At 60.8% G+C, this 17,462-nt stretch carries 14 protein-coding genes; 7 read left to right on the top strand and 7 right to left on the bottom strand.

Annotation, left to right across the window (positions count from 1 at the left end):
• Positions 1-55: 55 nt before the first annotated feature.
• The 5 genes from GNX18_RS07985 to GNX18_RS07965 form a co-directional block, all read right to left on the bottom strand.
• Entirely contained in the window at positions 56-460 is a 405-nt protein-coding gene (locus tag GNX18_RS07985) for an NADH-quinone oxidoreductase subunit A (protein WP_166216879.1), read from the bottom strand.
• Positions 461-918: 458 nt separating this feature from the next.
• Positions 919-3,690 (bottom strand): valine--tRNA ligase, encoded by a 2,772-nt coding sequence (locus tag GNX18_RS07980; RefSeq protein ID WP_166216876.1) that lies wholly within the window; start codon positions 3,688-3,690, stop codon positions 919-921.
• Between the two features lie 138 nt (positions 3,691-3,828).
• Entirely contained in the window at positions 3,829-4,800 is a 972-nt protein-coding gene (locus GNX18_RS07975; protein ID WP_166216873.1) for a hypothetical protein, read from the bottom strand.
• Between the two features lie 20 nt (positions 4,801-4,820).
• Complete coding sequence (locus GNX18_RS07970) at positions 4,821-5,246, bottom strand: DNA polymerase III subunit chi (RefSeq protein ID WP_166216870.1); 426 nt, start codon at positions 5,244-5,246, stop codon at positions 4,821-4,823.
• A gap of 344 nt (positions 5,247-5,590) precedes the next feature.
• Positions 5,591-7,060: a leucyl aminopeptidase gene (locus tag GNX18_RS07965; protein WP_166216867.1), complete on the bottom strand. Its 1,470-nt coding sequence runs from the start codon at positions 7,058-7,060 to the stop codon at positions 5,591-5,593.
• Between the two features lie 352 nt (positions 7,061-7,412).
• On the opposite strand from GNX18_RS07965, the gene lptF reads away from it, so the two are divergent.
• Positions 7,413-8,567, top strand: coding sequence for an LPS export ABC transporter permease LptF (gene lptF, locus GNX18_RS07960; protein WP_138234093.1), 1,155 nt, complete (start codon positions 7,413-7,415; stop codon positions 8,565-8,567).
• Positions 8,554-9,615 (top strand): LPS export ABC transporter permease LptG, encoded by a 1,062-nt coding sequence (gene lptG, locus GNX18_RS07955; RefSeq protein WP_166216864.1) that lies wholly within the window; start codon positions 8,554-8,556, stop codon positions 9,613-9,615. Before lptF ends, lptG begins: the two co-directional genes overlap by 14 nt.
• Positions 9,616-9,630: 15 nt before the next feature.
• On the opposite strand, the gene GNX18_RS07950 is transcribed toward lptG, so the two are convergent.
• Both GNX18_RS07950 and GNX18_RS07945 read right to left on the bottom strand, forming a co-directional pair.
• The gene (locus GNX18_RS07950) at positions 9,631-10,137 is read right to left on the bottom strand and encodes an RDD family protein (RefSeq protein WP_166216861.1); all 507 of its coding nucleotides are present in this window, start codon (positions 10,135-10,137) and stop codon (positions 9,631-9,633) included.
• A gap of 91 nt (positions 10,138-10,228) precedes the next feature.
• Entirely contained in the window at positions 10,229-10,732 is a 504-nt protein-coding gene (locus GNX18_RS07945; protein ID WP_240914296.1) for a hypothetical protein, read from the bottom strand.
• Positions 10,733-11,226: 494 nt separating this feature from the next.
• Here GNX18_RS07945 and GNX18_RS07940 point away from each other — a divergent pair, with 494 nt between their 5' ends.
• From GNX18_RS07940 to GNX18_RS07920, 5 genes are all read left to right on the top strand, one after another.
• On the top strand, positions 11,227-13,959 hold the full coding sequence (locus GNX18_RS07940) for a family 20 glycosylhydrolase (RefSeq protein WP_166216858.1): 2,733 nt from the start codon (positions 11,227-11,229) through the stop codon (positions 13,957-13,959).
• 104 nt (positions 13,960-14,063) lie between these two features.
• Entirely contained in the window at positions 14,064-15,692 is a 1,629-nt protein-coding gene (locus GNX18_RS07935) for a GMC family oxidoreductase (RefSeq protein ID WP_166216855.1), read from the top strand.
• The gene (rlmA, locus tag GNX18_RS07930) at positions 15,689-16,519 is read left to right on the top strand and encodes a 23S rRNA (guanine(745)-N(1))-methyltransferase (protein WP_166216852.1); all 831 of its coding nucleotides are present in this window, start codon (positions 15,689-15,691) and stop codon (positions 16,517-16,519) included. The genes GNX18_RS07935 and rlmA overlap by 4 nt, the downstream gene beginning before the upstream one ends.
• Before the next feature lie 44 nt (positions 16,520-16,563).
• The gene (tadA, locus tag GNX18_RS07925; RefSeq protein WP_240914352.1) at positions 16,564-16,998 is read left to right on the top strand and encodes a tRNA adenosine(34) deaminase TadA; all 435 of its coding nucleotides are present in this window, start codon (positions 16,564-16,566) and stop codon (positions 16,996-16,998) included.
• 18 nt (positions 16,999-17,016) lie between these two features.
• The gene (locus GNX18_RS07920) at positions 17,017-17,451 is read left to right on the top strand and encodes a potassium channel family protein (RefSeq protein WP_166216847.1); all 435 of its coding nucleotides are present in this window, start codon (positions 17,017-17,019) and stop codon (positions 17,449-17,451) included.
• The last annotated feature ends 11 nt before the right edge of the window (positions 17,452-17,462 follow it).

Genomic DNA, 17,462 nt, shown 5'->3' with positions numbered 1-17,462 from the left:
TTGCTGTTCGCGCCGTTGCGCGCTCCGCGTTGTGGTGTAAACCTGGAGAGGTCGATTATTTCTTTTGTCTGTCAGGCGGATTCTGGCGATGTGGGCCCCAGTCGAGAGCACCGAGGCGCCAGATATAGATCAATCCGACAAGAAGTACTCCAATGAAAATAGACGCCTCGACGAGTCCCGGCAAACCGGCTTGGCGCACACAGATGGCCCAGGCAAATAAATACACTGCTTCGAGGTCGAATATGACGAACATGATGGCGACGAGGTAGTAGCCGACGGAGATACGAATATGCGCGTCGCCAGTGGGTACGATGCCGGATTCATAGGGTTCGTGGGTGGCGGGATCGCGGCGCTTTTGGCCGAGGGTGTGGGACAGGCCGAGCATCAGGGCGATCAGTCCCAATACGGCCAGGGCATAAACAAGTTGTGGCCAGTAATTTGACACGCTTTGAAGTGGCATGGAGATGGTGAGGAGGTTGATTGAGTCTCCGTAGTGTAGTTCGCTGGCTGTGGGGCGTATTTTGGGTTGAGGTCTTTAAGCGGGTCCGGTGGCGGTCCGGCACTGGGTGGGGCATTTCGGAACCGCTATGAATACATCCCTGTAAGCTGCGTCGCAAACGTCCCTGTTTGCGACGCTTCCGAAATGCCCCACCCAGCGCCGGCCCTTCGCGTTGGAACTTTGCACTTCGAAATTAAACAAAAAAGGCGCCCATTTCTGGGCGCCATTTCGGCTTACGAAGCTATGAACGTGATGCGAAGGTAAAGTGCCGGGGATCGGTTTTCAGAAGCGTCGGCGCCATGGACGGCGCCGACGCAGCCTACAGGGAAGTATTCATGGCGGTTCTGAAAACCGATCCCCGGTGCTTTGCCGCCACAGGTCCACCTTAAAAAGAATAAGCTCCGGAGGCGGCTAGCCCATCAGAGGTTTTTGAGAGACTCCAGTTGCTCAGCAAATCGAGCCCGGGCACTTTCCATTTCCGCCTGTCTGGCTTTTTCCTTGGCCACGACGTCTTCCGGCGCCTTGTCGACGAAGTTCGGGTTCTGCAGTTTGCCGGCAATGCGGGCGAGTTCCTTGTCGAGCTTGTCCAGCTCTTTCAGGACACGCGCGGATTCCGCTTCCACGTCGATCAACCCGGCCATCGGCACCAGCAGCTCCAGCTCGCCCACCAGCGCGGTAGAGGAAGCGGGCGCTTCGGCACCGGCTGGCAGAGAATCGATCGACTCGAGCTTTGCCAGCTTGATCAGCAGTGTGCGGGTCTGTTCCAGCAATTGTTGGTCGGCCGCAGAAACGTTGCGCAGAATCAGCGGAATGTTGATCGCCGGGGAAATGTTCATTTCACCGCGGATATTGCGCACACCCTCGATCACGCCCTTCAACCAGGCGATTGCCGCTTCCGCGTTCTCGTCGATGCGGTGTTCGTTCGCAACGGGGTAAGGCTGCAGCATGATGGTGTCGCCGGCCTGGCCCGCGAGATCTTTCACACGCTGCCAGATTTCCTCGGTGATAAACGGCATCAGTGGGTGCGCCAGGCGCAGGGTGGTTTCCAGCACGCGGATCAGGGTGCGGCGGGTGCCTTTCTTCACCGCGTCGGAGGCGTTGTCGTCCCACAGTACCGGCTTGGACAGTTCCAGGTACCAGCTGCAGTATTCGCCCCACACAAAGTCATACAGCGCCTGGGATGCCAGGTCGAAACGGTAACTGTCGATGGCTTCCTTCACCGCGATTTCGGTGCGCTGCAGCAGGGAGATGATCCAGCGGTCGGCGATGGAGAGTTCGAAGTCTTCACTGCCGTCCTGACCGCAGTCGTAGCCGTCGCAGTTCTGCAGTACATAGCGGGATGCGTTCCAGATCTTGTTGCAGAAATTGCGGAAACCCTCGATGCGGCCCACGTCGAACTTGATGTCGCGGCCGGTGGAAGCCAGCGAGTAGTAGGTGTAGCGCAGGGCGTCGGTGCCGTAGGCGGCGAGGCCTTCGGGGAATTCCTTGCGGGTCTGCTTCTCGATCTTCTCGCGCAGGTGCGGCTGCATCATGCCGGATGTGCGTTTCTGCACTAGGCTCTCGAGATCGATACCATCGATCAGGTCGATGGGGTCGAGCACGTTGCCCTTGGACTTGGACATCTTCTGGCCGTGGCTGTCGCGCACCAGGCCGTGCACATACACAGTGTGGAACGGCACTTCCTTCTTGAAGTACAGGGTCAGCATCATCATGCGCGCGACCCAGAAGAAAATGATGTCGAAGCCGGTGACCAGCACGGACGTCGGGTGGAATGCCGCCAGCTCCGGGGTTTCTTCCGGCCAGCCGAGGGTGCCGAAGGTCCACAGGCCGGAGGAGAACCAGGTGTCGAGCACGTCGTCGTCCTGGCGCAGTTCGATGTCGCCCAGGTTGTGCTTCGCGCGCACCTCTTCTTCAGAGCGGCCGACGTAGACCTTGCCGTCGTTGTCGTACCAGGCCGGGATGCGGTGGCCCCACCACAGCTGGCGGGAGATACACCAGTCCTGGATGTCGCGCATCCAGGAGAAGTACATGTTCTCGTAGTTCTTCGGTACGAAATTGACGCGGCCGTCTTCCACCACCTTGATGGCTTCTTCCGCCAGCGGCTGGGTGCGGACATACCACTGGTCGGTGAGCCACGGCTCGATGACGACACCGGAGCGGTCGCCGCGCGGTACCTTCAAGGTATGCGGGTCGACTTTTTCCAGCAGGCCGAGTGCGTCGAGGTCGTCGACCACCTGTTTGCGCGCGGCAAAGCGCTCCATGCCGCGGTATTTCTCCGGCACGTTGTCATTCAGGTTGGCGTCGGCGTCGAGGATGTTGATCATCTCGAGGTTGTGGCGCTGGCCCATTTCGTAGTCGTTGAAGTCGTGCGCCGGGGTGATCTTCACACAGCCGGTGCCGAATTCGCGGTCGACGTAGTCGTCGCCGATGATCGGGATTTCGCGCTCGGCCAGCGGCAGCTTGATGGTTTTGCCGATCAGGTGCTTGTAGCGCTCGTCTTCCGGGTGCACCGCCACCGCGGTATCGCCGAGCATGGTTTCCGGGCGTGTAGTGGCGACCACGAGGTGGCCGCTGCCATCGGCGAGCGGGTAGCGGAAGTGCCACAGGTGGCCCTGTTCTTCCTCGTTCAGCACTTCCAGGTCGGAAATTGCGGTGTGCAGTTTCGGGTCCCAGTTCACCAGGCGCTTGCCGCGGTAGATCAGGTCGTCTTCGTACAGGCGGATGAAGACTTCCTGCACCGCCTTGTAGAAGCCGTCGTCCATGGTGAAGCGCTCGCGGGACCAGTCCGGACTGGCGCCGAGGCGACGCAGCTGGCGGGTGATGTTGCCGCCGGACTCTTCCTTCCACTCCCACACCTTTTCGATGAACTTGTCGCGGCCCAGCTCGTGGCGATTCTTGCCTTCCGCGGCGAGCAAGCGCTCCACCACCATCTGGGTGGCGATACCGGCGTGATCGGTGCCCACCTGCCACAGGGTGTTGTCGCCCTTCATGCGGTGGTAGCGGATCAGGGCGTCCATGATGGATTCCTGGAAGCCGTGGCCCATATGCAGGCTGCCGGTGACGTTCGGCGGCGGGATCATGATGCAGTAGGGATCGGCGGCGGTGTCGCCGGAGGGCTTGAAGTAGCCGTTCTCTTCCCAGGTTTTGTACCACTGTTGTTCGATGGCGTTGGGCTGGTATGTCTTGTCCATGCGCGGGGGAGTGCCTTGCGTTGTATGGGCTGGCCGCCCGGCCGTTGGAACGCCGGCGGCAGTGAATAAATAAAAAGGGGCGGAATTATACCGCTGGGGCCACCGGGGGCAAAAGGCCGGCCGACCGGCCGGACACTGTCAGGATTTTTTCGGGTAGAGCTCGTCGAGCATCATGCCGATGCCGAGGCGCAGATGCCGCTCCAGCTCCGGCAGTTGCTCCGCTACCAGCTGTTCCAGCAAGCGCGCGCGCTCGTCGTCAGACAATGTGCGGTGACTGGTCTGCGCTACCTCTGTTTTAGTCGGCGCAGCCGGCTGCACCACCGGCATTGGCTCCGGGCGCGGAATCCTGCCGCCGGTTAACCGCGCGCGAATGTGAGGTGGCAGAAAAGGGTTTTCTGTCATGGTGGCTGTGCTGACCTTGGAGCTCAATGGTGTCTGTGTGGCTGTCGGGACTGTCGTTTGCGCGGTTGTCGCCATCGGTTTTACTGCCGGTACCGCGGGGGCAGATTCGGCGAGCCCGGCACCCGCCGGCGCTTCCTCCTGTTCCGTCTCGAACAGCCCGGGCTGGTGTTCACCCTGAGGTGTCTCCGCTGGCTGCGCTTGGTCCTTCACTGACTCTTTCGGGTTGTCCGTGGGCGTTCGCCGCTCGGCGCCTTGGCTGTTGCTTTTCGCCTCTTGTGGGGCGGCAGCATACTGGTGGGGCTCCCGCCGGCCGGATTCGCTGCGCTCAGGCGCCCGGGGCGGCAGATCCCGCAGCGGGCGGAGCAGTTCGAGGTCCGCCTCGCTCAGCGCCGATGTGTAATCGTCGAACTCGTCCAGTGGCTCTTCGTCGACCGGGGAGAACAGGATTGGCAAATCCTGTTCGGTCAGCGGGCGCTGGGGTGGCAGTGGCGTTTGGCCGGGGACCTTGATTGGTGCGCGCGAAGAGGTGTTGTGGTGTTGGACGGTGCTGGCTTTTTGAGTGGCGGACGCGTCGGCCACCTGGTCCAGCAGCGGGATGTCGGCTTCCATGTCACTGCCCAGCAGCTCCCGCAGGGAGTTGAGTTCCCGGAGGAGTTCATGGGGCGGCTGGCCGTGTTGGGGTCTTCTGTTCTTTTTGCGACCGGACATGGATTCAGGTTCGGGTTTTATCAGTTGGTGATGTTGTGGGATTGTAACGGATATCCCCTGTCGCGAAAGTGACTGTATCGCGTTCTGGAGCGGGTGAGGGATTCCGGGTGCTGGCAGACGATTTCGGCGAGGCGCTCGAAGCGGCTGAACCAGGCGGGGATGTCGCTGCTGAGGTTGATGAGCAGGCCGTGGTGTTGGCCGGGGTCTTCGCCACTGTTGATTTCGATGGCGGTCTGCTGGTCTTTGTTCTGCTGGGCGTGGGGCAGGAAGCTGTCTTCCCGGTAGGTCCACAGCAGGTCGTCCAGCTCTTGTGCCTGCTCAGCGTTGTCCACGGCGATTAGCACATGCAGTCCACTGCGGAAGGCTTTTTCCGCAAGACGGCAGGCGAAGGTCTGGATTTCACCAGGATTCTCAGAGGCCAGGACGTAGAAATCTATTCGAGTCATGTATTTATTCGAAGTGGCGGACTAATCGAGAAGGCGGCGATAGCGGGAACAGTCTTGCGAGACCTTCCGCGAGAGGGACCTCGCGGAAGAGCCCCCATGGATGGGTTCACGGCGTGTCTCGCAAGACTGTTCCCGGTAGCGGCGCCGCCACCGGAATTGTTTCGTGCTTCGTAGCTGAGGCTGTGGCGGCGGAGGTGACGGTGACGATTTGCGAGACACGCCGTGAACCCATCCATGGGGGCTCGGACGCGGCCATCCAGGCCGCGTACGGTCTCGCAAATCGTCCCCGCCACCTCCACCTTCGCATCGAGTTAATGACTACGTAGCAATCAGTACTTATCGGATTACTTATTGTTCAGGATGTACTGCAGCAACAGCGGCACCGGGCGGCCGGTCGCGCCTTTGGCGGCACCGGATGTCCAGGCGCTGCCGGCGATGTCCAGGTGCGCCCAATTGTATTCCTCGGCGAAACGCGCCAGGAAGCAGGCGGCGGTTACGGAGCCGGCTTCGCGGCCGCCAATGTTCTGCATATCGGCAAAGTTGGAGCTGAGAGCAGACTGGTATTCCTCCCACAGCGGCATGCGCCAGGCGCGGTCGCCGGTAGTTTCGCCGGCGGCGATCAGGTCATGCGCCAGCTGGTCCTGATTGGCGTAGAGGCCGGTGGCGTGGTTGCCCAGGGCAATGACGCAGGCGCCGGTGAGGGTGGCGATGTCGATCACCACGCTCGGCTTGAACTTGCCCACCCAGGTCAGGGCGTCGCATAGCACCAGGCGGCCCTCGGCATCGGTGTTGAGGATCTCGATGGTCTTGCCGCTCATGGAGGTGACGATGTCACCGGGCTTGCTGGCGCGGCCACTGGGCATGTTTTCGGCGGCGGCAACCACGCCCACAACATTCACCGGGGCGTTCATTTCCACCAGGGCGTTCATCACCCCAAACACGCTCGCCGCGCCGCACATGTCGAACTTCATCTCATCCATCTGCAGGCCCGGCTTGATGCTGATGCCGCCGGTGTCGAAGGTGATGCCCTTGCCCACGAGCACGATGGGCTTGTCACCGGTTTTTCCGCCCTTGTATTGCATCGCAATCATCGCCGCCGGCTCGTCGCTGCCCTTGGCAACGCTCATGAAGGCGCCCATGCCCAGGGATTCCATCTTTTTGTTATCGAGCACCGTAGTGGTGAGCTTCGGGTGTTTTTTCGCCAGCGCCTTCGCTTCACTGGCAAGGTAGGTAGGGGTGCACAGGTTGCCGGGCAGGTTGCCGAGTTCGCGGGCGATGTTGCTGCCGAGGGCCTGGGCGCTGCCGAGATCGGTGCCTTTCTGCACGGCGCTCAGCTGTTTTTTATCGGCCGCGTGCAGGGTGAATTTGGCAAGTGGATGGGGTTTTGCCTCGCTGTGGAAGCGGGTGAATTTGTAACCGGCGAGGCCTGCGGCCAGTGCCAGTTGCTGCGCCTGCCATTCGATATCCGCATCGCGCACCGAAACTTCAATGAGGTAGCTGGTGGCGTCTTTGAGCCCGGTGACGGCCTTGGCACTGGCGTTGGCAAGCTTGCGGAACTCCGTTTGGGATACCGGGGCCTTGCCGGTGCGCACCAGCAGTACTCGCTCGGCAGCGCCTTCCAGCAGGGACACCAGTTGGGTACTGCCGGCGGCTTTGCCCAGGTCGCCGCGTTTCAGCAGGGTGCCGAGGCTGCCGTGACTCGCTTTGTCGAGGTCGCTGCCGCTCTGTGTGAGCTGGTCTTTATCGTCGACGGCGAGAATGACGCAGGCGCTGCGCTGTTTGCTGATGTCGGTGACCTTGGCGATAAACTGCATGAAATGGTTCCTTGATGTTCTATGTGCTTTGAGCCGGGTACTTGTCGTCTCGGTGCATCGGGGTGCGGCCACACGGGAGCGCCGGTGATCCCCATGCCGCGCTGGCGGATTCCGGCGATGGGAGCCAGACTCCTGATGGCGTTCGCTCGGGCGGGATACGTTGGCACCGGGCCGTACCAGGTCGAGACATGACCGGGCTTTTTGGTGATAATGCGCACCGCAAGTTTAACCCGGGACGGATCGGATTGCTTGATCGGGTGTCCTATCCGTCACCTGAGTGTCCAGTCTTAGGATTCTCGAATCCATTTCGCCATTTCTTTCAATAAGTGCAATCAGGGAAGCTGTTCGTTCAGTGATAATTTTCCGCTACCTCTGCCGCGAGCTGCTCGGTGCAACCCTGGCTGTCAGCGCGGTCCTGCTGCTGATGGTGATGAGCGGCCGTTTTGTCAAATATCTGGCCGAGGCGGCTGCCGGCGATCTTTCCGCGAGCATCCTGTTTGCCCTGATGGGCTTTCGTTTGCCTGGCTTTCTCGAGCTGGTGATTCCGCTCGGGTTTTTCGTCGGTATCCTGCTGGCCTACGGGCGCCTCTATATTGAAAGCGAAATGACGGTACTGCACGCCTGCGGTTTCAGCGAGCGGCAACTGTTGCGCTACACCATGGTGCCGGCGCTGATGGTGGCGGCTTTTGTCGCGACCATGAGCCTGTACCTGACGCCTACGGGTATCGAGCGCACCTCTCACCTGCTGACTGCCGACAAGACGCGCAATGAATTCGACCATCTGGTGCCGAAGAAATTTGTCGGCACCGAGGGCGACCGCGCGGTGTACTACGCGGATTCCCTGAGCGACGACAAATCCACCATGCACGATGTGTTTCTCGCCGAGCTGGGTAACTCCCGCGGTGAAACCGAGACGGATCACCAGATCGTCACTGTCGCGCGAGAGGGTGTGCAGCGGATAGACCCGGAGACTGGGCTGCGCTATCTGGTATTGCGCGACGGTTACCGCTACGAGGGCATTCCCGGCCAGAGCGATTACCGACAGATGGCGTTTTCCAGTTATGAGGTACTGTTGGAGGTGCCGCGTCTGCGCACCAAGGCCAGCGAGCAGCTGCAGTCCATGTCCACCGCGGCATTGTGGAAGAGTCAAGACGCTCGCGAGCGCGTGAACCTCCACTGGCGCTTCAGTTTGCCAGTGCTGGTGCTGGTGGTGGCGGTTCTCGCTGTGCCGCTCAGCCGCACCAATCCGCGTCAGGGGCGCTATGCCAAGATGATCCCGGCGGTGCTGCTGTATATCGTTTATCTGGTCGCGCTGCAGGGGGTACGCGGCGCTATCGAAGACGGCAAGATCGAGCACGCGTGGGCCATTTGGCTGGTGCACCCGCCGTTCCTGATTCTTGGTCTGCTGCTATTGGGCGGGCGCAACCGCAAGCCCCGTCGGCGCAGGAATATAGCGAGTGGTGGTGGTGCGAAGGGTGGAAATGGAGGTGCCAATGTCCCTGCTTGATCGCTATATCGCCCGCACCGTCACCCTGGCGATTCTCGCGGTGTTGATGGTCATCCTTGGCCTGGACGTTATTTCCGCCATTGTGGATGAACTGGGTGAATTGGGAGGGGACTATCAGTTCGCCAACCTGCTGGAATACGTGTTGTGGACGCTGCCAGAGCGCGTATACAGCCAGCTGGGTTTTTCCGCGCTGGTGGGTTGTATGGTTGGGCTCGGCACACTCGCTGGAACCAGCGAGCTCACCGTAATGCGGGCCTCCGGGGTATCCATCGCGCGCATTGCGTGGGCGGTGATGAAGCCGGTCATGGTATTGATCATACTCGGCCTGGTGTTGGCGGAGCTGGTGGTACCGGTCACCAACCAGACCGCGGAGAGCCGCCGCGCCATTGCCCAGGGGGAACTGGAGAGTGCGGGCTTGGGGCAGGGTTTGTGGTTTAACGAGAACGGAGAGTTCGTACACTTCAATGCGGCGCTGCCCGGCGGCACCCTGTTTGGCATCACCCGCTACCGGTTTGATGAAGACCGCCAATTGCAGCAGGTGGTGTTCTCCGAGCGCGGGTATTACGAGGGCGGCCGCTGGGAGCTGCAGAACAGTCGCCAGACCAGCCTGACGCCGGAGCGTGCCAGTAGCAGCCGGGAGGCGAGGTCGGTATGGGAATCGGATTTGTCGCCGGATCTGTTTTCGCTGGTAGTACCAATGCCGTCGGATCTGTCACCGCGCAATCTGTGGTCCTATGGCAAGTTCCTCGACCGCAAGGGTGAGGATTCCGCGCGCTACTGGCTGGCGTTCTGGAAAAAGGTGCTGCAGCCGCTGACCATTGCGGGGCTGGTGATGATGGCGATCTCGTTTATTTTTGGCCCGCTGCGGGAAGTAACCACTGGCCTGCGGGTGTTCACCGGGGTGATTGTAGGGATTGTGTTCCAGACCCTGCAGGACATGCTCGGGCCGTCGTCAGTGGTGTTCGGATTCCCGCCGTTTATTGCGGTGCTGGTACCGATTCTCGCCAGTTTTATGATTGGCTGGCTGCTGCTGAAGCGGGCGCGTTGAACGCCCGCTTCAAGATTAGCGTTTTTTCTCTTTCTTCTTCTTCGGCAATTGCCGCACTTCCGAGTCCGACGCCAGGTCGTGCCAGCTGGCGCGATCCTCCCTAAAGTAACCCCAGAAATATCCCAGCCCCAGGCAGGCCAGTGAGAGTGGGCCCACCAGCCCGCGGATTACGCACTGGTACCAGCTGAGCTGCATGCCGTTGTTATTCGCCACCATCAAGCGCCAGGCGCGCATGCCAATGGTCTGTCCGGCGGCGCGCCAGGACCAGAAAAAATATCCCGCTGTTACCAACAGCAGGCCGAGCTGATACAGCAGGCCGCCGACGCAGGGGGTGTAGTCCTGAAGTTCCGGTTGGCAGTGCAGCCCGCCAAAGGCGGAAACCACCAGCATGGCGAAGAAGCCGTACACCATCCACAGGCCCGCGACGATCAACAGGTCGTAAAGCAGTGCCACGAGGCGCGGCATTACGCCGGCGCGGGGAAGATGATTGAACTGAGAGGGGGAATTGACTGTTTCTGGCACGGGAATCTCCGCCGGTAGGTATAGGCGGAGATTCTAGCAAATTCGCGCAGGCGCGCGCGGCAGAGAGCGGATTTGTCCGGGCTGTTGGCGGTTAAAACTCGTACTCGAAGGAGATCGAGAACTTGTCATCCGACAGGCGGAAGTCGTAATCCAGCGCGTTGTTGAGACTGCCGTGGCTATTGGTGTAGCGCAGCAGAGGATGTTGCTTGGCGCGCTTATGTTGTTCCATGTAGGTTTTGAAACCCATCTTCAGAATTTCATTGATCGCACGGCCGCCGGTGACATTCTCTGATTGATCGGGATAGGTATGTACCTCCAGCCACTGGTGATTCAGGCGGCGATGCACCATGCCCATGGAGTTGTTGCGCAGGTTTTCCGCGGATTCAAACAGCGCGTTGTTGTCCATGCCAAATGCACTGTCGATGAAGAAGGCGTTGTCCGCCTGGAGATTGAGCGCTTTGGTAGAGTCGGGTATGAAAATCGTGTCTTCGGCAAACAGGGCCGTGGATACGGGAAGCAACAGAATGCCAAGCACAACCGGCAGGCTGCTGATCAGGCGCTTGTTGGAACGAAACCGAGAACTGCAAGTTTCCATCTTTCCACCCCGGGGCGTTTTGTCTACATCAGTTGGTTACTGAACAACCACTGAATTTATTATGGCTCACCCTTACTGAACCCGTTTGTCTCACAAATTCCGCCATTTTGCCAACCCTGGACGTGAATTTTTGCGGGGTGACGGTCATTTCTTCGTAAGCCCCGCCATTACTGGATATTCAGAGTTTTGCCGAGTTTCCGGGGGCTGCGGGGAGGTTTCCGCCAATGTTTTTTACTACTAAAACGCCGGATGTAATCCGCGCCTTATAAAAACATCGTCTAGTGAACGAACGGTTGGATCACTAAATGCCGCCGTGGTTCAGCAGTCATATGACTGTTGGCGCGAGCCCGGTCCTTTCCTGCTTATGTCCGGGGGCCATCAGATCCTGTTGACAGCGTTGTCTTTTTCGCTATGGTGGACGGCTGGCCGGTGTCGGTTCACCGTGTCCGCGCACAAAAAATCCAATAGAGCACCACCAATAAAAGAGAAGACCCATGAATCGGCTTCCCCTCTTTGCCAGCCTGGCCCTGTCCGCATTGATCGCTTCCTGTTCCGATCCCGAATCCGCTGCGGCGCCCGAGACCGCCGTCGCCCTCTCTGCGCCCGAGCGCATCGCCGCCAACTTCGCGGTGACCCAGGAGGTACTGACCAATTTTCAGGGGATGGACGATGAGATGCGCGCGCTGTGCAAACGGGCCGGGGGGAGCAGCGCCGCCTGTTCCACCTACCGTGTGAGCCTGATCAACCACGGCCCGGCGATTGCTGCCGATGAGCGGGACTGGGTGCTCTATTTCCACAGCGTGCGCCGCTCTCTGGCGCTGCTGAACAGCGACGCCTTTACCCTGGAGCGGGTCAACGGCGACCTGCACCGTCTGATCCCCACCGAGAAGTTCGCCGGGATCGCCAGAGGTGAGTCCCTGCCGCTGGATATCCTGGCGGAAAGCTGGATGCAGTTCGCCTCCGACTTCCAGCCGCGCCTGTTTGTGGTAGGGGCCGACGGCGAAGCGCGGGTGATCGAATCCACAGATACCGATGACCTGAGCGACATAGTCCTGCCCATCAACAAGAACGACCCGAACAACTGGAAGCGCGCGCCGGACGACGCCAATATGCTGGCCACGGCCTCCACCCGCTTCGAGCGCTTCACCGCGGACGATGACATCGCCAGTGTCGGGGAGCCGGACTGGCGTGGCCGTATCATTCCGCAACCGCTTTCCACCGAGGTTCTCGCCGGTGCGCCGGTGGTGCTGGGTGCCGGTATCGCGATTGATGCCACCGGCCTCGCCGATGGCAGTGTGCGCGCGCTGGAGCAGCGCCTGACGCAACTGGGTCTTTCCGCAAAAAGTGACGACGCCTACCCAGTGCAGGTGACGGTGGACAGCTCCGCGCTCGCTGGCAAGCCCGCCGGCGCCTATCGCCTCGTGGTGGAGGCTGACGGCGCCCGTGTTACCGGTGCCGATACCGACGGCGCCTTCTACGGGGTGCAGTCCCTGTTGGCACTGGTGGACCTCAACAGCAACAGCCTGCCCCAGGCGGTAGTGACGGACGCGCCGCGCTTCCCCCACCGCGGCATGTTCCTGGACGTCGGCCGCAACTTCCACAGCAAGCAGGTGGTGCTGAAGCTGCTGGACCAGATGGCGGCCTACAAGCTCAACCGCTTCCATTTCCATCTGTCCGATGACGAGGGCTGGCGCCTGGAGATCCCTGGACTGCCGGAACTCGCCGAGGTCGGCAGCCAGCGCTGCTTCGATCTGCAAGAAAACACCTGCCTGCTGCCGCAGCTGGGCTCCGGGCCCAGGGCGGACAACTTCGGCTCCGGTTTCTACAGCGTGGACGACTATGTGGAGATCCTGCGCTACGCCGCCGACCGCCACATCGAAGTGGTGCCGGAGTTCGATATGCCCGCCCACGCCCGCTCTGCCGTGGTGGCGATGGAGGCGCGCTACCGCAAGCTGAAAGACTCTGACCCGGCGGCTGCGGAGGCCTACCGCCTGATCGACCCCGAGGACGACACCAGGTACCTCTCGGTACAGTTCTACAACGACAGCTACATCAACCCCTGCGTCGACTCCACCTACCACTTCGTCGGCAAAGTGATCCGCGAAGTGAAGGCCATGCACGACACCGCCGGTATGCCGTTGCAGACCTGGCACTTTGGTGGCGACGAGGCCGTCAACATCCTCGCCTCCGACAGCTTTGAAGTGGGTCCGGGCAAAGACCCCCAGAAGGGCGACACCAGTGCCGACATGCGCAACAAGCCCTGGAGCAATTCACCCCAGTGCCAGAAACTGATCGCCAGCGGCGAAGTGAAAGCCCTTGACGAGCTGGGTGAACTCTACGCCAAGCGCGTGAGCCAGCTGGTGGCGGATGCGGGTATTCCCACCATGGCCGCCTGGAACGATGGCGTGAAGAAAATCGGCAACGCCAGCGAAGAGCTCGCCACCCGGCACAACTACGTGAACTCCTGGGCGCCGCTGTTCTGGGGCGGCGGTGACGAGAGTGCGCATTTTGCCCAGACCGGTTTCGACTTGGTGCAGTCCCACTCCGACTACCTCTACTTCGACATGCCCCAGGAAGTGGACCCGGCGGAGCGCGGTTACTACTGGGCGTCCCGCTATACCGATACCCGCAAGACCTTCAGCTACGCGCCGCTGAATACCGCGCAGCAGGCGGAGGTGTATCCCGATCGCGACGGCCACGGCTGGGAGGCGACCTCGCCCGCGCCGGAATTTGCCGACAGTGTGCGCGGTATCCAGGGCCAGTTGTGGAGCGAAGTGGTGCGCACCGATGAGGCGGTGGAGTACCAGGTATTCCCGCGTCTGTTGGCGCTCGCCGAGCGCGCCTGGCACCAGGCGAGCTGGGAACTGCCATTGAAAGCGGGCCAGACATTCTCCGCGGAAACCACCTTTGTAGACAAACAGGCACTCGCGCGCGACTGGGCGAGCTTCTCCGCGGCGCTTGGCAACAAGGAGCTGCTGAAGCTGGATCGCGCCGGCATTGGCTATCGCATCCCCGTGCCTGGCGCGGTGGTGGAAGGTGACCGCGTGAAAACTGCGCTGCCGTATCCCGGGCTGGCGCTGGAATACTTCGACGGCGACCAGTGGCTGCCGCTTACCGAGGGTACTGACCCGCAGACGGTGCAGTCACTGCGCACGAAAAGCGCCGACGGCAACCGCAGTGGTCGCCCGGTGGCGCTGGATGTCTCCGCGGACCTGAGCGCCAAATAAGTCCCGTCGCCTTGTCTAGACTGTTCTGATCATTGACCGGCTGCACCAGCCGGGTTGGAATCCAGTACCAGCATAATGATCAGAACAAGGGACGGGAGGCGGGTATGGGCAAAAGCCGGGTCTACGACTATGTGATTGTGGGAGCGGGCTCCGCCGGCTGTGTGCTGGCCAACCGCCTCAGTGAAGACGAGCAGAACCGCGTCTGCCTGCTGGAAGCGGGACCCTCCGACCACAACCTGCTGATCCAGATGCCCGCGGGCATCGCCTACCTGCTGCCGGGCAAACGCTTCAACCGGCATTTCTACACCGAACCCCAGAGCAATCTCGACAACCGCCGCCTGTTCTGGCCGCGGGGCCGGGTGCTGGGTGGCAGCAGTGCCATCAATGCGATGATCTACACCCGCGGCAACCCGGGCGATTACGACGCCTGGGAGAGGGCGGGCAATCCCGGTTGGGGCTGGTCGGGTATGTTGCCGTACTTTTTACTGGCAGAGGGCAACCAGCGCGGCAGCGATGCCTACCACAGTGGCTATGGCCCGCTCGCAGTCTCCGACCTCAAATGGAAGTCGCCCGCGGGGTACGCGTTTGTGCAGGCGGCGCAGGAAGCCGGTCACCGGCCCAATCACGATTTCAACGGCCACCAGCAGAACGGCGTGGGCTTCTATCAGGTCACGCAGAAGTTCGGTCGCCGCTGCTCTGCGGCCACCGCCTATCTCTATCCGGTAAAGAACCGCCCGAATCTCAGTATCTGCACCAGTTCGCCGGTGGCGGCGCTCGAGTTTAAGGGCAGCCGCGTGAGTGCGGTGACCCTGGTGAACGGTCGCCGCATCGTCGCCAACAAGGAGATCATCCTGTGTGCCGGCGCGATCCAGTCGCCGCAGTTGCTGATGCTCTCGGGCATAGGCCCGGAGGCGGAGCTGAAAAAGCTTGGCATCGTGCCCCAGTGCCACCTGCCGGGGGTAGGGCAGAACCTGCAGGACCACCTGGATATTTCCCTGGTGGTGGAGACGGATCGCAAGGTTGGATTCAACAACGGCTTTTTTTCCAAGCTCGCCACCGCCATGCATTTCCCGGAATACCTGCTGCTGAATCGCGGTATGCTCACCAACAATGTCGCGGATGCCGGCGGCTTCGTCAGTTCCAGCCTCGCCGGTGAGTACCCGGACATCCAGTTTCACCTGACCGCGGCACCGCTGTTCAAGCACGGCCTGGATAAAAAATCCGGCAATGGTTACACCCTGCACGCCTGTGCACTGCGGCCGAAAAGCCGCGGGCATATTGCGCTCGCCTCCCGCGATCCCAAGGCGCCGCCGCTGATTCAGCCCAACTACCTGTCCGAGCCCGAAGATCTGCAGGTCATGATCGAGGGATTTGAAATGGCGCGCGACATCATCGGCCAGTCTGCGCTCAAGACGTTGCAGAAGCGCTGGTGGTCTCCCAGGGAACTACTGAGCGAGCGCGATGCGATCGCGAATTTTATTCGCCAGAATGCCGAAACCATTTACCACCCCGTCGGTACGTGCAAAATGGGCGACGATGATTTTTCGGTCGTGGATGCTGAACTGCGGGTGCGCGGCGTGGATGGACTGCGGGTAGTGGATGCCTCCATAATGCCCGCCCTCATCAGCGGCAACACCAACGCACCGGTGATTGCCATCGCGGAAAAAGCGGCGGAACTGATCTTGCACAAAACTGACGTGCCGAAACCACAGGAAATCATCGAAAACGCATGATCTGGCAGTGCCCTCATTGCAATCACCTATTGAGTCTGGAAAAGCAAAGCTGGCGCTGTAGCAACGGCCACAGTTTTGACCGCGCAAAAGAGGGCTATGTAAATCTGCTGCCAGTGCAGCAGAAGCGCAGCCGTGAGCCGGGGGATTCCGCGGACATGCTGGCCGCGCGGCGACGTTTTCTGGATGCCGGCTACTACCGTCCGCTGGCAGAGTCCATCTGTGCCCAGCTTGCTACCGCAGGAAATGGTGACAGGCCATTGCTGTTGGACATCGGTTGTGGAGAGGGGTACTACGTGCGCACCCTGGCCGAGAGCGGTTGGCCGTCTGCCAATATTTTCGGGGTGGATATCGCCAAGGCCGGCATAAGGCTTGCCGCAAAACGGCAGCCGCAGGCGAACTTCGCGGTGGGCAGCAGTTTTCACCTGCCGGTGGCAGACAACAGCGTCGATGCACTGCTGAGAGTATTTGCGCCGGGCCCGGCGGAAGAGCTGGTGCGGGTGCTCAAGCCCGGTGGCATTTTGCTGGATGTATCGCCGGGCCCGGATCATCTTTGGAGCCTGAAGTCCCGCCTCTATGAGACGCCGCAACGGCATACGGCGCCGGCGGCCATTTCCGGGTTTGAGTCGATCGGTGAGAGCCGCTGTCAATTCGACCTCAACATTCACGGCAACGAGGCAGTGCGGGATTTTCTCGCGATGACGCCATTTGCCTGGAAAGGGCGAACAGAAGCGCGGCAATCCCTTGAGCAGCAGGACGGCCTGCAACTGGAAGCCGATTTCCTGTTGCGGCAGTTCATCAAGCCAGCCGCCGATGGAATTTTAGAGTAACGTTAACGAAGGAAGTTCTTAAATTGGCGACGCCGCGGGATTACATGTTCATGCAGCAGGCCCTGGGGCTTGCCGCCAAAGCCGCCGAACTGGGGGAGGTACCGGTAGGGGCGCTGGTGGTACTGGATGGGGAAGTCATCGGCGAAGGCTTCAACCAGCCGATCACCGCTTCCGACCCCAGCGCCCACGCCGAAGTGGTGGCACTGCGCGCGGCCGCCCGCCACATGAACAATTATCGCCTGCCGGGTGCGACCCTGTATGTCACCATCGAGCCATGCACCATGTGTTTCGGCACCCTGGTGCACGCCCGCATCGCGCGCCTGGTCTATGGCGCAAGCGAACCCCGCGCCGGTGTGGTGGTGAGTCAGCTGCAGCTGGCGGAACAGACGTTTTTCAATCACCGGATACAGGTCGAGGGTGGGGTCATGCAGGATGAAGCCGGTGCACTGGTGAAGGATTTTTTCCAGAAACGACGCTAAAGCGATTTCGCCCATAAGTTGCTTACGCTATTTCTCAACAGCCTGCTGGTTGCCATTGCCATCGTGATACACCACGAGGTGCTGAACGGGCTTTTCAAACTTGGCCACAAGCTGAAGTTGCGGCGCAACCTCGGGGTTCTGATGGGGGTGTTCGGCGCGCTGATCGGCCACATTGCGGAAATCTGGATGTTCGCGTTTGGTTACTACTACATGTACCACTCGCCGCATTTCGGTACCCTGACGGGCAATTTCAATGGTTCCTTGATTGATTGTGCCTATTTCTCCTTTACCACCTACACCTCACTCGGCTTTGGCGACGTCGAGCCTCACGGCGAACTGCGCTTTACCGCCGGTCTTGAAGCGCTGACCGGACTGGTGCTGATCACCTGGACCGCGTCCTTCCTGTTCCTGAAGATGCAGCGATATTGGCACCGCTACGAAGAGGAAAACTGAGGCGCAGAATA

This window comes from Microbulbifer sp. SH-1 (assembly GCF_011326135.1).
GTDB classification, from domain to species: Bacteria; Pseudomonadota; Gammaproteobacteria; order Pseudomonadales; family Cellvibrionaceae; genus Microbulbifer; species Microbulbifer harenosus.
The sequence above is the reverse complement of the archived record's forward strand: the minus strand, read 5'-3'. Positions and strand labels throughout refer to the sequence as shown.